The organism is Ottowia massiliensis, from assembly GCF_900240305.1.
In the GTDB taxonomy this organism is placed as follows: domain Bacteria; phylum Pseudomonadota; class Gammaproteobacteria; order Burkholderiales; family Burkholderiaceae_C; genus Ottowia; species Ottowia massiliensis.
Window position 1 is genome coordinate 2665538 of record NZ_LT964854.1, and the last position, 19253, is coordinate 2684790.

The 19253-nt window shown below is 59.6% G+C and carries 17 protein-coding genes and 2 pseudogenes; 5 read left to right on the forward strand and 14 right to left on the reverse strand.

Translation table 11 applies throughout. From position 1 onward, the window contains the following. Positions 1-293: 293 nt before the first annotated feature. Together C1720_RS14050 and C1720_RS11810 are read right to left on the reverse strand one after the other, a co-directional pair. Positions 294-569 carry a hypothetical protein gene (locus C1720_RS14050; protein ID WP_146007029.1) on the reverse strand — a complete coding sequence of 92 codons (276 nt, stop codon included), beginning with the start codon at positions 567-569 and terminating at the stop codon, positions 294-296. Positions 570-2060: 1491 nt separating this feature from the next. After that, positions 2061-2624: a hypothetical protein gene (locus C1720_RS11810; RefSeq protein WP_146007030.1), complete on the reverse strand. Its 564-nt coding sequence runs from the start codon at positions 2622-2624 to the stop codon at positions 2061-2063. A gap of 160 nt (positions 2625-2784) precedes the next feature. Here C1720_RS11810 and C1720_RS13345 point away from each other — a divergent pair, with 160 nt between their 5' ends. Then, positions 2785-3288 (forward strand): hypothetical protein, encoded by a 504-nt coding sequence (locus C1720_RS13345; RefSeq protein WP_146007031.1) that lies wholly within the window; start codon positions 2785-2787, stop codon positions 3286-3288. Between the two features lie 224 nt (positions 3289-3512). On the opposite strand, the pseudogene C1720_RS14650 reads toward C1720_RS13345, so the two are convergent. The 8 genes and pseudogenes from C1720_RS14650 to C1720_RS11845 form a co-directional block, all read right to left on the reverse strand. Next, a pseudogene (locus C1720_RS14650) lies at positions 3513-3713 on the reverse strand (RHS repeat-associated core domain-containing protein); the annotation flags it as partial. Between the two features lie 801 nt (positions 3714-4514). After that, positions 4515-4868: a hypothetical protein gene (locus tag C1720_RS13350; RefSeq protein ID WP_146007032.1), complete on the reverse strand. Its 354-nt coding sequence runs from the start codon at positions 4866-4868 to the stop codon at positions 4515-4517. Positions 4869-5009: 141 nt separating this feature from the next. Then, positions 5010-5285 (reverse strand): annotated as a pseudogene (locus C1720_RS14655) (RHS repeat-associated core domain-containing protein); the annotation flags it as partial. Positions 5286-5297: 12 nt separating this feature from the next. Beyond that, on the reverse strand, positions 5298-5582 hold the full coding sequence (locus C1720_RS11825) for an RHS domain-containing protein (protein ID WP_102284343.1): 285 nt from the start codon (positions 5580-5582) through the stop codon (positions 5298-5300). Positions 5583-5862: 280 nt separating this feature from the next. After that, positions 5863-6258, reverse strand: a complete 396-nt coding sequence (locus tag C1720_RS13355; protein ID WP_146007034.1) for a hypothetical protein — start codon at positions 6256-6258, stop codon at positions 5863-5865. A 349-nt stretch (positions 6259-6607) separates the two neighbouring features. After that, positions 6608-6895, reverse strand: a complete 288-nt coding sequence (locus C1720_RS13360; protein WP_146007035.1) for a hypothetical protein — start codon at positions 6893-6895, stop codon at positions 6608-6610. Between the two features lie 417 nt (positions 6896-7312). Continuing rightward, the gene (locus tag C1720_RS11840; RefSeq protein WP_199171008.1) at positions 7313-7966 is read right to left on the reverse strand and encodes a YiiX/YebB-like N1pC/P60 family cysteine hydrolase; all 654 of its coding nucleotides are present in this window, start codon (positions 7964-7966) and stop codon (positions 7313-7315) included. Between the two features lie 122 nt (positions 7967-8088). Continuing rightward, the gene (locus C1720_RS11845) at positions 8089-8499 is read right to left on the reverse strand and encodes a DUF4878 domain-containing protein (RefSeq protein ID WP_102284345.1); all 411 of its coding nucleotides are present in this window, start codon (positions 8497-8499) and stop codon (positions 8089-8091) included. Positions 8500-8894: 395 nt separating this feature from the next. Between C1720_RS11845 and ppsA the strand changes: the two genes are divergently transcribed. Further along, entirely contained in the window at positions 8895-11294 is a 2400-nt protein-coding gene (gene ppsA, locus C1720_RS11850; protein WP_102284665.1) for a phosphoenolpyruvate synthase, read from the forward strand. Positions 11295-11304: 10 nt separating this feature from the next. Next, positions 11305-12336, forward strand: coding sequence for a P1 family peptidase (locus tag C1720_RS11855; protein ID WP_102284346.1), 1032 nt, complete (start codon positions 11305-11307; stop codon positions 12334-12336). Positions 12337-12615: 279 nt separating this feature from the next. Here the strand turns inward: C1720_RS11855 and folK are convergent, their stop codons facing one another. From folK to hda, 4 genes are all read right to left on the reverse strand, one after another. Next, entirely contained in the window at positions 12616-13086 is a 471-nt protein-coding gene (gene folK, locus C1720_RS11860) for a 2-amino-4-hydroxy-6-hydroxymethyldihydropteridine diphosphokinase (RefSeq protein WP_102284666.1), read from the reverse strand. A gap of 13 nt (positions 13087-13099) precedes the next feature. Next, positions 13100-14707: a polynucleotide adenylyltransferase PcnB gene (gene pcnB, locus C1720_RS11865; protein WP_102284347.1), complete on the reverse strand. Its 1608-nt coding sequence runs from the start codon at positions 14705-14707 to the stop codon at positions 13100-13102. Beyond that, complete coding sequence (locus tag C1720_RS11870; protein WP_102284348.1) at positions 14704-15378, reverse strand: histidinol-phosphatase; 675 nt, start codon at positions 15376-15378, stop codon at positions 14704-14706. The genes pcnB and C1720_RS11870 overlap by 4 nt, the downstream gene beginning before the upstream one ends. A gap of 64 nt (positions 15379-15442) precedes the next feature. After that, positions 15443-16138, reverse strand: coding sequence for a DnaA regulatory inactivator Hda (gene hda / locus C1720_RS11875; protein WP_102284349.1), 696 nt, complete (start codon positions 16136-16138; stop codon positions 15443-15445). A gap of 325 nt (positions 16139-16463) precedes the next feature. Here hda and purM point away from each other — a divergent pair, with 325 nt between their 5' ends. Then, positions 16464-17501 carry a phosphoribosylformylglycinamidine cyclo-ligase gene (gene purM / locus C1720_RS11880; protein WP_102284350.1) on the forward strand — a complete coding sequence of 346 codons (1038 nt, stop codon included), beginning with the start codon at positions 16464-16466 and terminating at the stop codon, positions 17499-17501. 180 nt (positions 17502-17681) lie between these two features. Then, positions 17682-19109 (forward strand): UDP-N-acetylmuramate:L-alanyl-gamma-D-glutamyl-meso-diaminopimelate ligase, encoded by a 1428-nt coding sequence (mpl, locus tag C1720_RS11885; protein WP_102284667.1) that lies wholly within the window; start codon positions 17682-17684, stop codon positions 19107-19109. The last annotated feature ends 144 nt before the right edge of the window (positions 19110-19253 follow it).

Sequence of the window (19253 nt, forward strand, 5' to 3'; positions counted from 1 at the left end):
TTCTCATGGCTTTAATGCCTCATAATATGACACTCCGTCACGAGAAAGCCATGCCCCATCCAATTTTTCGCTCGGTCTGCCCGCCGCGTTGTAGCGCAGTTGCCTTTCTCGGCCTGCTCCGGCCTGGCTATGCAATGATTTAGATATTCCATCCCTATATTCTTGTGGCATTGATATATTTGGCAGTCAAAAAATCATACGCCCTACAACACATCACGCCTGCGCACATTTCAAGAAATCCGAAAAACAGACAATACACGAAAACAATCCTCCCTCCGGAAACGCCAGGAAAATCAGTCTCGCGGCCAAAAGAAAAATTGCCCAGAACATTTGTCACGGCGAAAAGAATTGATATGCAAATGATAAAAATATATAAATATCGCCCATGCAAATTTCCAATCAGAAATCCGGCAATCATCATGCAAAACCACAGCAAGGACATCATTATCCATGAAAAAATGCCCATATGAAGCAAAAGAAACCAGAACGATGGAACCAGGCAGGCAATTGCAGCGGAGCATATTATCTTCTTGTGCATCATGACCAAATCTCGTCAATGTAAATCGCATCGTGGATCCAGATTAATCAGATAATCTGGACACATACTTGTTGGCAGGCGCACGTTGCATGTATATAATGCAACTTCAGCACAATTTTTTAAGACAAGCATATTATATATGGTTTATTTCAAGATATTATTTGTTCCTGTTTATCATCCTCCTGATCCAGCAAACAATGTCTGGCACCAGAGTTCGCCAATGAAGAATTATCAAAATACAAATAAGACACGGAATAGAAATGATTAATGCAAACGGCCACCAAAAGGACTCTCTTAAAAACCAAAGATTAACCACCATATAAACATATGAAATATGAAAAACAATAATTCAATCAGCGTCATTTATAAACCCATTCTGCAATCACAGTTCTCATTACTCTTCACGGAAGCATGGAGGTGAGTCACCCCGAACAGGGCCCTATTACTGTAAAAGCCGCAATGCCTGTCGCTATTCTTGACATAAACCAGCGTCCAGCCGGGTTGGCCCGTCCCAAATATACCTGCACCCAAACCTAGTAAAAATCCGCCTGCTTTAGATTTCAATGCCGTTATTCATTCCTTATTTTTTACGATTTCTTTTTCTCTTGCACCAATTCTCATTGGGGAATATCCAATACAGTCTCTTATCGTCTTCTGTTTTACTGTTCTTGTTATTTTTCTCTTTCAATGGCCTCTTCAAGAGTGACTCCTCGTTGAACACTAACGAAAGTTGCCAAATCCAAAAATAGATTCGCAGTATCGCCAATATGTCTTTCGGATTTTTATTAACGTATAAGCAAACATTAATTCATCCCGCCAGCCCGATCGGATCAGTCTGTATGTATCGCCCAGACCCGGCGCATAGCCCCTGCTCCAGTTCTGATGCAGCCCCGTTTCTGCATCAAAGTACTGTGTCCCCGGCAGCCTCAAATTGGTTTGCGCCATTGAAGCCGGATTGATTCTGGCCTTGCCGAAGACGCCACATCTGGCTCTTCACCTCGTCTCTCCCATTCAGGCTGATTTTCCGTTCAAGTTACCTGCCCTCACTTATCGGGCCTGCGACCAACGCCGCATGGCAGTCTTTCGCCGTGCTGGCTTTGCCTGCCGCTACCGTGACTCACTGGTAGGTGCGGCAACACGCCGATGGCGATGATGGACTCAGCTCAACCGCCGGCCAGTTCTTGTGTGCTTTCCGTGCAGTCCTGGTGGGCAGGCTTACTTGCCTCTGACTTTGCTGCGCTTGCCCCAGCTGTTGCACCAGCAACGACGCCAAGGTCAGTACGCGGGCACTGTCAGCGAAGGCAAGACTTTGGCGGGCGCGGCAAAAACATTGCAGGGCGTGAAGGGCTTCAGTTTGGCGTCAGCAGCAGGCAGAGACTGGCAGTGGCGGGGTGAGGGGCTGCCGAGTCAAAAACAGGAGCGAATCTGAAAGGGCTAAAAACGGCTTTCGCGCACGTTCCACTAGGACATCATGCTATTGAATAAGGAGCAAATATAAGCAAGCCGGGATAATGCCGTAAATTTAATACAGACCTTCGCTCAATAAATTTTCTCCGAGTGAAGGATCATTTCCTAGCTGATCACTAGAAATCTTCATGGCATCAAATATATCCGTCAACGTTTCCGCATTCATTATCTCACGTTTGATGCACCTAAGCGCTTCAGCATCAAACTGGGCATCATCGCCAAAGACAAAATTCTTATCAAACGTATCCATAATCGCATCTTTCAGTTCCTCTATGTTAAAGTTCATCTTTTCAAGAACAACCTCCACCTTCCAATTCAAATTCATGAAATAAAACAACTTTTCAATAAATGAATTTCCGCGCACTCCCGTGAATCTTAACGATTCTATATTATACGCCTCCTTTTCGGTAAAAACCATTGCATTCCCATACTTTTTTCTTATATGACGTGGCCATCCGTCTGCAAATAGCAAGGCTTCCTTGCAGAATAAGCCAAAGTTTTTATCCGCGTACAAGATAATTATTGCCTCGGTTGCATCCACATTCCGAATTTTCATTTCCATTAATACCCTTATCTCCAAAGATAGAAAATTAGTTCCAAGCATTATTTCTGGCGTCATGAAGGGGCTCCTATCCATGCCAACCCTGGACGTGAGGCCAACCAGCTATTAAATGAGGGGCAAATCTGACGGCTACAGAAAGGCGGAAGCGTCCTATTGGTCGGACTTTATGAGGCGGCCACGGATTGCTCAGATAAGATGACGGCAATGACCTTCGGCCTTGTTGGCACAATCAAGAGGAGCGCTGATCTATTTGGTCCTGAATGGCTGGCATGGAGAACAGCTTTCTGCAACAAGCCAAACGCTATTTTTAACGTTTGGCTTTCACAAGATAGCAGGAGACAATGAGGAAATATTTCTCCATTTGCGCTTGCGTCAGGAGATATTTGGCCCACCTGAAATCACCGTTGCCGCCAAAAACGCGAAGACTCATGAGAACCTGTCACGCATCTTTTCATATAAAAACACGTATTCTGCATCGTGCGAAAATATGACCACATTCAATTGCCTGCACTTGTCATTAATAAAATTCCTGAACATCAATTTTCCTGATGAAATCCAGCCCGATTTCTTCATCCGTCGGCTTGACGCAATCGAAATTGAGATATATTTCATCAGGAGTAAAAAAAGTAATCATGACAAACAGCTCCATCAACAACCACAAACAGCTGATTCTGAAATCATCGAAAGCATTCCCGTGATGCCTCGCGAAAATAATGGATAGCAGGAACAATAAAAAGACAAGTTTGGTTTAATACATCTGTAATGGCTGCGCCAAAAGCTCTGCAAGTAACGCTGCCAACAAAACTATTTTAAAATGCCATCCTATGGCTAGAACGAGGTCCAGCCCCGTGTATTTTATTAAGTGTATCATAGTTTTACTTAATAAATCCACCTGCTATTCCACAAAATCCTATGGTAATTGGCAGTACAATTTTCCCCAGTGAGTCATAGAATGCCATCGGATTTCCACGGGCATACTGGTAAACATTCATCCCCTATCAGCCCAATCGGATCCGCCTGTATATACCTGCCAATGCCTGGCGCATAGTCCTGATTCCAGTTCTGGCGCAGCCCCGTTTCCGCATCAAAGTATTGCCCCGGCAGCCTCAGGTTGATTTGCGCCGTCGCGGCCAGGTGGATTCTGGCTTTACCAAAGGCCTCGCAGGTCGCCTTCCATGTTGTCTATCCCGCTTTATTTAGCGCCAAGAGGGAGGTTTCCAGATAGTCTGTCGTCGGCTTCTTTCAGGCTGGTTTTGCCGTTCAACTCCGCCTGCCAAATGGGATCCGTGCTCTATAGACCTTCTTTTGCGTCTTCGCCCTCCTCGTTTGTTCTGGCTTGCTGCGTGTGGGGGTTGAATCCATACGCCCTGGTGATCCGGCCTTCCTCATCAGCTTCGGCCATCAGCGCGCTTTCGCCGTTGATGTAGTAGACCGTACGGCTTGTGCCGCCTAGCATGACGATCTTGGTAATTCTTCTTTTGGTTTGTTGTTCTCCAATCGAATGGCAACATTATGTATTTTTATCATGCCTTTCGTCATCTATCTCATGTTTATGGAAAAAATATCTCCCATAACAAACGAGCCAAGCAAGTACAAAAAATGCAAAGAAATACACTCCTCTCCCAGTGGCAATAGATATATATGCTCCAGCAACGTACAAACACAAAGAACAAAACCATATTATTGCATTCATTTCACGATCTCAACGTTCACATTCATTAAAAATTCAGATCGATTTGCGAGGGCACCATATGCGCCATTCATTAATATCAATTATAACATTCCAGATATCGTCGGGGCTAAAAATTCCCAGGGACAGATCTGAAATACCTAGACGCATCATTAATTATAAAGGGCACGACGCTTCCTTACGGCACAGATATATTCATTGATCTTAAAACTTCTATATTTGCACACATAACAGGCATGTTGTTATCAAGGGCATCCTCATCTATAACGAGATCCATCTGACCAGTATACATCATCATTTCCCTCGAATATTTTTTCAACAAAAAGGCATGCATTTTTGATGGCATCAATATCATCAACCCCAAAAATTTCATGCATCTTCTCTCTATACCCCTTTATATAAACCTTGCATGCCACATCAAAATCCTTCTTATGAGGCTTTGATATTTCTATAGTTATCATCATGCTATCCTTGTTTTTCGGATTTCCAAAGAATAGCTTGCGACGCAGAAATATAGATACACCATTACTCATTCTGGATTCCTTCCCTACAATGAACCTAACATTTTCCATACGATTCCATTGCCTGCTAATAGTATAGGTTTCTTTCACGGTTTGTCTTGATGTTACGGCGAATATGCACCTGATAATTGGATGCTATATCACAGTGCCGTAAACATTCTTCTAGACTCCTTCCACCTAGATCCATGCAGCAGTCAATTCTCTTGCTAATCAAAGGTTGTAACCATGGATTTATATATCTAACCATGAGGATAAAGCGCTAGCGCCTACAATTCCAACAGCAATAGCACCCCCCATAAAAACTGTTGAATCGCCGCCTATGCCTATAACGCCTGGCACTGGTATTACAATAGAATGCCGTCTTCCTGGATCAATTATTACCAGCGAGTTTCCATTTGCATAGACATAACGATTTATCCCGCCCGCCAGCCCAATCGAATTCGCCTGCATATACCTGCCAATGCTTGCGCTGCAATTCCTGTCCCAGTTCTGGTGCAAGTCCGTTTCCGCATCAAAATACTACTCCGGCAGCTTCAGGTTGATTTGCGCCGTCGAGGCCGGATTGATTATGGCCTTGCCGAAAGCCTCGTAGTTCGCTTTCCACGTCGTCTCGCCCACCTTGTTCAGCGCCAATACGGGCACTCCCAGATGGTCAGTGATCAGGTAGTGGTAGCTGGCTTCTTTCAGGCTGGTTTTGCCGTTCAAGTCCGCCTGCCAGATGGGGTCGGTGCTCCATAGACCTTCTTCTGCGTCTTCATCCTCCTCGTTGGTTCTGGCTTGCTGCGTGTGGGGGATTGAATCCATACGCCCTGGTGATCCGGCCTTCTTCATCGGCTTCGGCTATCAGCGCGCTTTCGCCGTTGATGTAGTAGGTGGTGCGGCTTGTTGCGCCTTGCGTGACAGTCTTGGCAATTTTTCGGCCAAAGGAGTTGTAGCGGTATTGGATAGTGAGGTTTTCTGCACTGTCCTTGATTGTTGTAGTGCCAGTTTCTTTCCCAGCCTGCTCCGGCTTCTTTGATGAGGTTGCCTTGCGTCATGGCTGTATTGCTCTTGCCGCAGACTCTGCCACTCTCATTTTCGCAATTCAATTTGGACCATTGACCCTGAAATATGCGTCAATTATTTTTAGATCTGGATCGCCCCATCCACAATCATTGATACCATTTTTTATTTCAAGCAAGAAAGATTCAAATTTTATGCGCACCAACTCTAAACGCAGGTTGCGCGTGCTCATTTTCACGACATACTTGGCAACTTTATGCAATTCAATTTCCATGGCCAAGTGCAGATGCCTATAAATAACTTCCAGCTCATGATTTATATATTTATCGGCTATATTGTCGGCCATCATGCCCAGCCCTTTAACCGAATAATTACTCATATCTTTATTCACGTGGAAAAGCTGGAAATCCAACTGCTGCGGCCACTCTGACAGAGCTTGCGTCATTAAAACAGAAAATTTTAGATCCATATTGTTCATTTCCGTATTCTACTGTCTGACCAAGTCTCGACCGGCCCGCTGCGCTGTAGCAAATTGCATTTTGCCACCCACCATCGTTTTCCTCGACAAATATGATCAGATGATTTTTTCTAAAACTACACCCAAAACCCAAAGTAAAAAATTACTTTTTCCGTACGAACCGGGAATACGTACCACATAAAAACGAAGGATCCCGCTATGATGGCAAAATGCAGAATTACATCAAGCACAAGGTCCAATGCGCCATCAAATCTTTTTAGCAGAAAAGGGGGCGAAGTTAAGTGCAACACCGCAAACAACGTCATTTACAATGCAGCCGATGAATAAAACGCATTCGCCATCATAGAAATCAGCATCCACAATCAGGTTCAGAAACGCTGGGGTTTGGAATGGAACCGAGCAAACTTCCTCCCATATTTCTCATCGCCTTTTGCGATGCAGCGCTTTGAATATTTTCTCCATGAAACGCCTGCCCGGTGGCGATGGTAGGCGTGGCCTGTCCGGCGCAGCGCGCAGAGAGCCGGGCGCGCTTTTCAGGCTTAGGTCCGCCCACGCGTTGTTCAGGCGACACCAGCCCCCAGCGCCATGTGGTGCGGTTGATGACTACCCGGCAGCCACCCGCCATTTTGTCGGCCAAGTTTTGCGTGCTTTCCGTGCAGTCCTGGTTAGACCACACCTGTCGCCTGTTTGGCTGCGCCTGCACGGGCAGCGACTGCACAAGGGCCAGAACTGGCGCGCTCAGTTTGGGTCAGGTTCTGGCAGGCGCGGCAATAACTTGGCAGGACATGCGTGGTTTCAGTTTGGCGTCAGTAGCGGAAAGAAACCGCCAGAGGCAGGGTAATGGTTTGCCGTGTCAAAGACAGGAGCAAATTTCAGGGCTTGAAAACGGCTTTTGCGCCCGTTTCACTAGGACCTCATGCTATTGATATAGGAGCTAGTCTTATCCGCTTTAACGCTCTGCCTCGCAGGCGCTTTGGGGCGATGGCCGGAAGGCGTGATTGACGGCCTGCCGCGCGGGAGCGAAGGCACAGGCAGGTTTGGGACAGACTTTGAATCAGGGCGCGGCTGCCTGGCTCTGCGCTTGCGGGGGCGAGGCGGCGATCCATTCCACGTCGGCCAGTGCGAAGGCTTGCGGGAAAAGGTAGCGGCCGCCGAAAACGGGAACGTCCACAGCCTGCCAGGCAGGCGCAAAGCCCGGAACCTGCTGGCGCACGGCTTCGAGCACCAGCGTCGTGCAATACAGCGGGCGATCGCCTTCAGCCGTCAGGCGAAAGGGCTGGCCCGCGCGGGCGGCGGCGTGGCGGGCGGCGGCGGCGCGCTGCGCGGCGGTGAGAAAGCGCGGGCGGGCCACGGCTACGGCAGTAGCACGCCCGGCGGCTGCAAAGTCGGCCAGGGGCGTGATGAGCACCTGGTCGGGGCGGGCCGGGTCGTCATCTGTTGTGGCATGGGCCACCAGCACTTGCGGCGCTGTCTGGATGACGATGCCGATGTGCGAGTAGGCGCCGCCGCTCAGGCGCTGGATCAGGCGGCTGTCAGCCGAAGTGCCGCTGCGAAAAACCCAGTCGCCCGGCTGGAGCGCGCGGGCAGGCGGCAGGGGCACAGGCGGAGCCGCTGGCCGCAGCGGGTTGCTGCCTGTCAGAGCAGCCAGGGCGAACAAGGCCAGCGCGCTTAGCGCCAGGGCGGCCAGTCTGGCCCGCGTGATTTGCATGCGCATATTCAGCCAGATTTTCTGATTGATTTTCAGCGCGCCATGCAAAAACGGGAGCCGAATTTTTCCGCTCCCGTTTCTGGCTGCCGCGTTTCATTTCGCTTGCGCTGGCCTGATGAATTTCAGAATCCGGCGCTGGCAAATATTTTCCATTTGCCTTCCACCTGAATGAGGCGCACTTTTTCCATGCCTTCGCCTTGTTTGAAGCGCACTTTCAGGGCCACGCGGGCGCGGTTGGGATCGTCCGCGTCGATTTCGCTGGACTGCACGGTGATTTCTTCCATGCCGCCCTGGCTTTCGGCCTTTTCCCTGGCCTTGGCGATCATGGCTTTCATCTTGCCTTGCGCCATTTCGGTTTTGCCAGGCTTGGAGCTGTCGGGCAGGTGAACCAGGCTCATGGCGCCGTTCACATCGCCCTTGTAGCTGCGTTCAATGAAGGCCACGGCCACGCCGTCAGGCGTGTTTTTGGGGCCGGAGCAGGCGGTCAGGAAAATGGCCAGCAAGGCCGTCAGCAGCAGGGCTGCTCTGGTCATGAATTTCACGATTTCTCCCTGTTCAAATAACAAAATGGCAAATCACAAAACGGCTTGAATCACGCGCAATAACACGGCGCGCCAGCCGGCGCGCGGCGGATTATGCCCACGGGGCGGGCGCTGATTTTGCGCGCGCCCTGATTCTCGCCTTTAGCCTTTAGGTGCAAACCCGTTCACGGAAAGCGGCTCGCGCCGCCTAGAATCCGGAGCCAATCAATGAGCACAGCGGCGCAGCGATGGCGCTGCCGCTTTCCGCCCCGCCGCTGCCTTCCCACGCATGCCGCCTGCCGCCCGCACTTCAAGCCTTGCCGCCTTGGGCCAGCCCCGGCCTCAGTCTGGCCGCTGCCTGGCCGCAGGCCATGCGCACCGTTTTTCAAACTCTTGGAGCTTTTCCCATGTCTGCACTTTTTGATGCGGCCGCCTTGGTCGTGCCTTTTGAAAAACTGCGAATGAGCGATGTCGAGGCCGTCGGTGGCAAGAACGCCAGCCTGGGCGAGATGATTTCGCAATTGCCGCAAGGCGTGCGCGTGCCCACGGGCTTTGCCACCACGGCGCACGCCTTTCGCCAGTTTCTGGCCTACGGCGGGCTGGATGAGCGCATCCGCCAGCGGCTGGCCTCGCTGAACACGGAAGACGTGCGCGCGCTGGCCGATGCGGGCGCCGAAATCCGCCGCTGGGTGCAGGAGCAGCCTTTTCCGGCTGATCTGGAAAAGGCCATCCGCGATGCCTTTGACGCATTGAGCGCGGGCAACGCGCAGGCCTGCTTTGCCGTGCGCTCTTCGGCCACGGCGGAGGATTTGCCCGACGCCTCGTTTGCCGGCCAGCAGGAAACCTTTCTGAACGTGGCGGGCATCGAGCAGGTGCTGGAGAAGATGAAAGAGGTGTTTGCCAGCCTCTACAACGACCGCGCCATCAGCTACCGCGTGCACAAGGGCTTCGCGCACGAGCACGTGGCCCTGTCGGCGGGCGTGCAGCGCATGGTGCGCTCCGACCAGGGCGCAGCGGGCGTGATGTTCACCATCGACACCGAAAGCGGCTTTGACCAGGTGGTGTTCATCACCTCCAGCTACGGCCTGGGCGAGACGGTGGTGCAAGGCGCGGTGAACCCCGACGAGTTCTATGTGCACAAGCCCATGCTGCAAGCGGGCAAGCAGGCCCTCATCCGCCGCAACCTGGGCAGCAAGCTCATTCAGATGGTGTTTGCCACGCCGGAAGAAAAAGCCGCCACGGGCCGCCTGGTGCAAACCGTGGACGTGCCCGCCGAGCAGCGCAACCGCTACAGCCTCACCGACGCCGAAGTGGAGCAGCTGGCCCGCTACGCGCTGGTGATCGAGCAGCACTATGGCCGCCCGATGGACATCGAATGGGGCAAAGACGGCACGGACGGCCAGCTCTACATCCTTCAGGCGCGCCCCGAAACCGTGAAAAGCCAGCAGCAGGGCAAAACCGAGCAGCGCTACCGCCTCAAAAACAAGGGCGCCGTGCTGGCCGAAGGCCGCGCCATCGGCCAGAAAATCGGCGCCGGCCCCGTGCGCCTGGTGCGCGACACCAGCGAAATGGAGCGCGTGCAGCCCGGCGACGTGCTGGTGACCGACATGACCGACCCCAACTGGGAGCCGGTGATGAAGCGCGCCAGCGCCATCGTCACCAACCGGGGCGGGCGCACCTGCCACGCGGCCATCATCGCGCGCGAGCTGGGCATCCCGGCCGTTGTCGGCGCGGGCAACGCCACGGAGGCGCTCAAGGATGGCACGCTCGTGACCGTCAGCTGCGCCGAAGGCGACACGGGCCGCATTTACGACGGCCTGCTCGAAACCGAAGTGAGCGAAGTGCAGCGCGGCGCCATGCCCGCCATCGGCGCCAAGATCATGATGAACGTGGGCAACCCGCAGCTGGCCTTTGATTTCGCCCAGCTGCCCAACGACGGCGTGGGCCTGGCGCGGCTGGAATTCATCATCAACAACAACATTGGCGTGCACCCCAAGGCCATCCTGGACTACCCGCAAGTGGATGCCGACCTGAAAAAAGCCGTGGAAAGCGTGGCGCGCGGCCACGCCAGCCCCCGCGCCTTCTACGTGGACAAAGTGGCCGAAGGCGTGGCCACCATCGCCGCCGCCTTCTGGCCCAAGCCCGTCATCGTGCGCCTGTCAGACTTCAAGAGCAACGAATACCGCAAGCTCATCGGCGGCAGCCGCTACGAGCCGGAAGAAGAAAACCCCATGCTCGGCTTTCGCGGCGCGGCCCGCTACATCAGCGAAGACTTCGGCCCCGCCTTCGCCATGGAATGCGAAGCCCTCAAGCGCGTGCGCGACGACATGGGCCTGACCAACGTGCAAGTGATGGCGCCCTTCGTGCGCACCCTGGGCCAGGCCGAGCGCGTCACCGCCTTGCTGGCCGAACACGGGCTCAAACGCGGCAGCAACGGCCTGAAGCTCATCATGATGTGCGAAATCCCCAGCAACGCCGTGCTGGCCGACGAGTTCCTCGAATACTTCGACGGCTTTTCCATCGGCTCCAACGACCTCACCCAGCTCACCCTGGGGCTGGACCGCGACAGCGGCATGGAACTGCTGGCCGCCGACTTCGACGAGCGCGACCCCGCCGTCAAGGCCCTGATCGCCCGCGTCATCAAGGCCTGCCGCGCGCAAGGCAAATACATCGGCATCTGCGGACAAGGCCCCAGCGACCACCCCGACTTCGCCCGCTGGCTGGTTCAGCAAGGCATCGTCTCGCTCTCGCTCAACCCCGACAGCGTGGCGGAAACCTGGATGCAGCTGGCCAACCTGCCCAGCTGAAAACGCCGCCATGCCTGAGCGGTTTCCCGGCTGCATCACCCGGGTGCGCGGCATCAGCGCGGGCCACTTCACCGACACGCGCCGCCCCACCGGGTGCAGTGTGGTCATCGCCCGTCCCGGCGCTGTAGGCGGAGTGGATGTGCGCGGCGCCGCGCCCGGCACGCGCGAGACCGACCTGCTCGCCCCCGCCAACACCGTCAGCGTGGTGCATGCCGTGCTGCTGTCTGGCGGCAGCGCCTGGGGGCTGGATGCAGCCGGCGGCGTGATGCGCTGGCTGCACGGGCAGGGCTTGGGGCTGGATGCGGGCAGCCCTGAAACGCCCGCCCGCGTGCCCATCGTGCCCGCCGCCGTGCTGTTTGACCTGCACGTCGGCGCAGACCCCGCCCGGCAGCCGCCCGTCTGCCCTGATGCCGCCGCTGGCTACGCCGCCTGCCAGGCCAGCCTGGAGCGCGGGGCGCTGGCCGAAGGCAACGTCGGCGCGGGCGCGGGCGCTACCGTCGGCAAGATGTTCGGCATGGGCTGCGCCATGAAAGGCGGCATTGGCGCCGCCTCTGTCACGCTGGACGGCGTGACCGTGGGCGCGCTCGTTGCCGTCAATGCCCTGGGCGATGTGCGCGACGCCCAGGGCCGCCTGCTGGCCGGCGCCCGCACCGCTGATGGCGCGGCGCTGCGCGACACCGCCCGCGCCCTGCTGGCGGGCGAGCCGCCTGCGGCCCTGCTGACCGGGCGCAATACCACCATTGGCGTCATCGCCACCGACGCCGCCCTGGACAAAGCCGGCGCCTGCCGCCTGGCCACCGCCGGGCACGACGGGCTGGCCCGCGCCATCAACCCCGTGCATACCTGCGCTGATGGCGACACCCTCTTTGCCCTGGCCACCGGGCAGGCCCCCGCCCCCGGCCCGGGGCTGAATGTGCTGGCCGCGCTGGCCGCCGAAGCCGTGGCCCGCGCCTGCGTCAATGCCGTGCGCGCCGCCGCCAGCGTGCAGGCCGGCGCGCTGTGGCTGCCAGCCTGCGCCCAAGAGCTGCCCGTGGCGCCCTGAACGCAGCCTGATGGCGCAGCCGCCGTCTTGCACTTCATGGCGCCAAAACGCGGCAGACCTTCATGGCCTTGCTCATTCCTTTCTGCGCTCTTCCCTTTTTCGCTCCTTTATCCATAGCAATAGGTCCTAGTGGAAATTGCGCAGAATGGCATTTCCACCCCCTTGAATTTGCTTCTGTTTTTGATGCCGCCGGGCGGCTCCGGCAAGCGCGGGCGCGCCAGAACCCGCCCGCAGACACGCCGCAAGCGGGCGCGCGTGCAGGCGCGCCAGCAGGCTCTCTCAAGGCAGCCGCTCGATGGCCTGCCCGGCCACGGCGGCCAGCGCTTCGGGGGGAACCAGTGCGGGGGCGATTTCGGCCAGCGGCCAGAGCACGAAGGCGCGTTGCAGCATGCGCGGGTGCGGCAGGGTCAGGCGCGGGGTGTCAAGGCGCTGCTGGCCGTAGAGGAGCAAATCCAGATCGAGCGTGCGCGGGGCGTTGCGCCAGGGGCGCTGGCGGCCTTCGGCGGTTTCGATGGCCTGGAGGGCGGCGAGCAATTGCAGCGGGGGCAGGCCGGTGGCCACGCTGGCGGCGGCGTTGATGGAGTCGGGGCCGCTGGCGTCCACGGGGGCGCTGCGGTAGAGGCTGGAGGCGGCGAGCAGCCGCGTTTGCGGCAGGGCGGCCAGGGCGGCGAAGGCGCGGCGCACGGTGGCGGCGGCGTCGCCCAGATTGCCGCCCAGGGCGATGTAGGCCGTGTGAGCGGCGGCGTCCATGTCCTTGCTCATCTCATTCCGCAGCGGGCGGCTGGCGGGACGGCGTCGCATGGGCCGCTGGCGCACTGGCGGTTTCAGGCGCGCCGCCTGCGGGTTTGCGGCGGCGGCGGCGTTTTTTGGCCGGGGCGGCGCCGTCGGCTGGGGCAGCCTGCGGCAGGGCGGCTTCGCCTGCCGCAGCGGGGCCTGGGCTGGCGGAATCAGCAGGACTGGCCGGGCTGGCCGCAGGCGCGGCGGCTTTGGGCTTGCGCGCCTTGCTGCGCGGGGCGCGCTGCTGCTCGGCGCGGGCCTGGGCGATGAGGTCTTCGCGCACGCCCTGGCCAGACTGGGCGAATTGCGTCCACCAGTCGGCCAGCATTTCGGGCACTTCGCCATTGGCGGCGCGCAGCTGCAAAAAGTCCAGCCCGGCGCGAAAGCGCGGCTGCTCTGCCAGGGTGTGGCAGCTGGCGCCGGTGCGTTTTTCAAAGCGCGGCTGCATCATCCAGATTTCGCGCATGTCGGCGGCCAGCCGGCCCCGGCCGGATACGTCGCCGATGCGGGCGTCAAACACTTCGTCAATGGCCGCTTGCAGGGCGGGGTGCGTGTGTTCGCCTTGCGCGGTGCGCTGCTGCCAAAGGGCGCGCACGTCTTGCCAGAGCAGGCAGGCGAGCAAGAAGCTGGGGGCGACGGGCTTGCCTTCGGCCACGCGGCGGTCGGTGTCTTGCAGGGCGGCGGCCATGAAAGGCTCTTGCGCGCGCTGCACGGCCAAATCCAGCAGGGGGTAGATGCCCTGGGCCAGGCCGAGTTTTTTGAGCTGCTCCACGCTGGCCTGGCCGTGGCCGGTTTGCAGCAGCTTGAGCATTTCGTCAAACAGGCGGCTTTGGGGCACGTCGGCCAGCAGGCCCTTGAGGGCGGCGAGCGGGCGGCTGGTTTTGGCGTCGAGCTTGAAGCCCAGGTGCGCGAGCTTGGCGGCAAAGCGCGTGGCGCGGATGATGCGCACGGGGTCTTCGCGGTAGCGCGCGGCGGCGTCGCCAATCATGCGCAGCACGCGCTTTTGCGCGTCGGCAAAGCCGTTGTGGTAGTCCACCACGATTTGGCTTTGCGGGTCGTAGTACATGGCGTTGATGCTGAAGTCGCGCCGGGCGGCGTCTTCGTGCTGCGGCCCCCACACGTTGTCGCGCAGCACGCGGCCGGAGGCATCCACGGCGTGTTTCACGCCCGCAAGCTGGCTTTTGGCGGTGCGCTCGTTGCCGCTGACGTGCTCGGCGTCAGCGCTGTCCAGGTGAGCGCGGAAGGTGGAAACTTCGATCACTTCGTGCTCGCGCCCGCGCCCGAAAACCACGTGCACGATGCGAAAGCGCCGCCCGATGATGAAGGCGCGCCGGAACAGCGCCTTGACCTGCTCGGGCGTGGCGTTGGTGGCCACGTCAAAGTCTTTGGGGCGCAGGCCCAGCAGCAAGTCGCGCACGGCGCCGCCGACGATGTAGGCCTCGTACCCCGCGTTTTTGAGTGTGCTGACCACGCTGATGGCGCGGCCATCGACCAGCGACAGGTCAATGCGGTGCGTGGCCGGGCCGATTTCCACGCGCTTGCCAAAGCGGCTTTTGCGGCGGCCCGTGAGTTTGTCGAGCAGTTCGCGAATCATGGCTGCGCTCCAAACAGCTCCAGCACGGGCCAGCCGCGCTCCAGCGCGATGGGGCGCAGGCGCGCATCGGGGTTGGCGGCCACGGGGCGCTGCACTTTTTCAAGCAGGGGCAAGTCGTTGATGGAGTCGCTGTAGAAGGTGGCGTCCGCATCGGCCCAGCCCAGGCCGCGCGCGGCCAGCCACTGGCCCACGCGGGTGATTTTTCCTTCGCGAAAAGACGGCGTGCCCTCGATTTCGCCCGTGAACCAGCCGCCGGGGCCGCGCTCCAGGTTGATGGCAATCAGCTCGTCCACGCCCAGCGCGTGGGCAATGGGGCGGGTGATGAATTCGTTGGTGGCGGTGACGATGGCCACGGCCTCGCCCGCCCGGCGGTGCTGCTCGATCAGCGCCAGCGCCTGCGGGCGGATGGCCGGGGCGATGACTTCGCGCATGAACTGCGCATGCGCGCGCGCGGCCGCCTCCGGCCCCTGGCGGCGCACGGCGGCGGTGGAAAAGCGCACGTATTCGTGAATATCGAGCGTGCCCGCCTTGTATTGCGCGTAGAAGGCTTCGTTTTTCTGCCGGAAGGCTTCGCCCTCCGTCCAGCCGATGCGGGTGGTGAACTCGCCCCAGGCGTGGTCGGAGTCCAGCGGCAGCAAGGTGTAGTCAAGGTCGAAAAGAGCCAGTTTCATGGGGTTTCAGGGGAAAAGGCGCAACGGGCGGCGGCAAGGGCGGCGGCAGGGCGGCAAAACGCCCTCAGGCCCCTTCCTCCAGCATGGCCTTGATGAGCGGAATGGTCACAGCCCGCCGCGTTTGCAGGCTGTAGCGGTCCAGGCGCTCGAGCAGGCGCATGAGACTGCCCATGTCGCGCGAAAAGCGGGTGAGCACGTAATCGGTCACGCCCTCGCCCAGCGCAAGGCCGCGCTGGGCGGCGGCCTGTTGCAGCAGCGCGCGGCACTCGCCCTCCGTGGGCGCGTGAAGCTGGAACACGTGCCCCCAGCCCAGGCGCGAGCGCAAGTCTTCGCGCAGCGGCAAATCAGTCGGCGGCAGGCTGCCGGCGGCCAGCACGGCGCGCGGCGGCTGGCCGTCGGCGGGCGTCATGGCGTTGATGAACCAGTTGAAGGCGGTGTGCTGCTGGCCGGTGGCGTAAAGCTGCACGTCGTCCATCAGCGCCGCGCGCCAGCTGCCCTCAAACGGCGCATCGGCGGGCGAGGCCGCGTCCAGCCAGCCGCAAGGCTCGCCCTGCTGCTGCAAGGCATGCCGCGCAGCGCGCAGCAGGTGCGTTTTGCCGCTGCCCGCCTCGCCCCACAGATACACCGGCACGGGCGAGCGCTGGCGGCCCGCCGCGCACCACTGCGCCAGAAACTGCACGACCTCCTGATTGAGACGGCCCGCAAAACCCTCCAGCGTGGGCGCGGGAGCCAGTGCGATGTCAAGCGCGATTTGTTTCATGAACGGGAGCCTGCCCGGCGGCGGGCGCAACAGGCAAACGGGGCGAGCCAGGCAGGCGGAGGAACTTCAGAAAGAGGAGCAAATTCAAGGGGCCTGAAAAGGCATTTGTCGCACGATCCACGGGGAGGTCGTGCTATCAAGCAAGGAGCAAATATCAAGGGGCATTTCAGGCAGGCAGGCCCTGAACCGCCCTGGGGCCGCGCCTAAAATTGACGGTGGATTTTATTGAACAGGGTGCGCTTGCGCGCACAACGCGCGGCAGGCCAGGGCGCAAGCCCGCCAGCGCGCAGCCCCGCCCGCCTTTGAGCTTTTTCTCCCATCTCGCATGAACACCCCTCTTTCCTACAAAGACGCCGGCGTTGATATTGACGCAGGCGACGCCCTGGTCGAGCGCATCAAGCCCCTGGCCCGCAAAACCCTGCGCGAAGGCGTGCTGGCCGGCATTGGCGGCTTTGGCGCGCTCTTTGAAGTGCCCCGCAAATACAAGGAGCCTGTGCTCGTGAGCGGCACCGACGGCGTGGGCACCAAACTCAAGCTCGCCTTTGAATGGAACATGCACGGCGGCGTGGGCATCGACCTGGTCGCCATGAGCGTGAACGACGTGCTCGTGCAAGGCGCCGAGCCGCTCTTTTTTCTGGACTACTTCGCCTGCGGCAAGCTCGACGTGGACACCGCCGCCGCCGTGGTAGGCGGCATCGCCCGGGGCTGCGAAGAAAGCGGCTGCGCCCTCATCGGCGGCGAAACCGCCGAAATGCCCGGCATGTACCCCGCCGGTGAATACGACCTGGCCGGCTTTGCCGTGGGCGCGGCCGAAAAATCGCGCCTGCTCACCGGCCAGAGCGTGCGGGCGGGCGATGTGGTACTGGGCCTGGCCAGCAGCGGCGCGCACAGCAACGGCTACTCGCTCGTGCGCAAGTGCATCGAGCGCGCGCAGGCGCAAGGCGCGCTGCCCGAAACGCTGGACGGCCAGCCTTTCCGCCAGGCCATCATGCGCCCCACGCGCCTTTACGTGAAGCCCGTGCTCGCCACTTTGGCCGCGCACCCGCAGGCCATCCGCGCGCTGGCCCACATCACCGGCGGCGGCCTGCTCGAAAACATTCCCCGCGTGCTGCCCGAAGGGCTGGCCGCGCGCCTGCAAAAAGGCAGCTGGCCGCAAAGCGAACTCTTCGCCTGGCTGCAAAAAACCGCCGGCATCGACGACGCAGAAATGAACCGCACCTTCAACAACGGCATCGGCATGGTGGTCATCGCCGCCGCCGAGGCCGCCGAGGCCGTGGCCGCCACCTTGCGCCAGCACGGCGAAACCGTTTACGCCATCGGCCACATCACCGAACGCGCGGGCGCCGCCGTGACGGTGGCCTGAGCCGCTTTACCCGCCCCAGCCGCCCGGCCCAGCGCCCAGGCGGCTTTTTCACGCCGCAAGCCACGGCGGCCCATCCAGGCGGCCAGAACGCACGGGCGGACAGCCAGAAACCAGCCTTCCCCCTGATCCCCTTTGCGCGAAACCTACGCGAAACCTGCGCGAAACCTGAGCGAAACCTTCATGCACATCCACATCCTTGGCATCTGCGGCACTTTCATGGGCGGGCTGGCGGCGCTGGCGCGCGAGGCCGGGCACACCGTCACCGGCTGCGACGCGGGCGTTTACCCGCCCATGAGCGAGCAGCTGCGCGCGCTGGGCATTGATTTGATGGAAGGCTACGGCGCCGATCAGCTGGCGCTCAAGCCCGACATGTTCGTGATTGGCAACGTGGTCAGCCGCGCGCGGCTGGCAAATGGCGCGCCCAAATTCCCGCTGATGGAAGCCATTCTCGATGCGGGCCTGCCCTACGCCAGCGGGCCGCAGTGGCTGGCCGAACACGTGCTGCAAGGCCGCCACGTGCTGGCCGTGGCCGGCACGCATGGCAAAACCAGCACCACATCCATGCTGGCCTGGGCGCTGGAATGCGCGGGCCTGCAACCGGGCTTTCTGGTGGGCGGCGTGCCGCTGAACTTTGGCATCTCCGCCCGGCTGGGCGGCCTGGCGGCCGGGCGCGAAAGGCCCTTTTTCGTCATCGAAGCCGATGAATACGACACCGCCTTTTTCGACAAGCGCAGCAAATTCGTGCACTACCGCCCGCGCACGGCGGTGCTGAACAACCTGGAGTTCGACCACGCCGACATCTTCGGCAGCCTGGCCGACATCGAGCGCCAGTTTCACCACCTGCTGCGCACCGTGCCCGCCACGGGCCGCGTCATCGTCAATGGGCAAGACGCCAGCCTGGCCCGCGTGCTGGCGCAAGGCGTGTACAGCGAAGTCAGCCGCTTCGGCATGGCAGGCGGCGAAGCGCCCCCCGACTTCGCCGCCAGCGGCGAGCCGGGCGACTTTGACGTGCTGCACCAGGGCCGCCCCGCCGGCCGCGTGCGCTGGGCGCTGCCCGGCGCGCACAACCAGCTCAACGCGCTGGCCGCCATCGCCGCCGCCTGGCACGCGGGCGTGCCGCCGCAGCAAGCCTGCGAGGCGCTGGCGCGCTTTGAAAACGTGCGCCGCCGCATGGAAGTGCGCGCGCGCATTCCCGTCAGCGGCGGCAGCATCACCCTCTACGACGACTTCGCCCACCACCCCACCGCCATCCGCGCCACCGTAGACGGCCTGCGCCGCCAGCTTGATGCACAAGGGCGCCAGAGCGAGCGCATCCTGGCCCTCTTCGAGCCGCGCAGCAACACCATGAAACTGGGCGCCATGAAAGAGCGCCTGCCCTGGGCGCTGGAAAACGCCGCCCTGGCCTTTTGCCACGCCGGCGGCCTGGAATGGGACGCCGCCGCCGCCCTGGCCCCGCTGGGCGCACGCGCCCAAGTGGCCGCCAGCGTGGACGAACTCGTCGCCCAGGCCACGCGCGCCGCCCGCGCAGGCGACCACCTGCTATGCATGAGCAACGGCGGCTTTGGCGGCGTGCATGAAAAGCTGGCCCATGCGCTCCGGAAACCATAGCATGATGTCCTAGTGAAAACTGCGCAAGACGGCTTTTAAGGCCCCTGAATTCGCTCCTATTTTTGGGGCCTCCGTCATCGCACAGGCCGCTCTGGCAGGCGGATCGCAGCTCCGGAAAGAAAACGCCCACTCCTTTTTATGGGA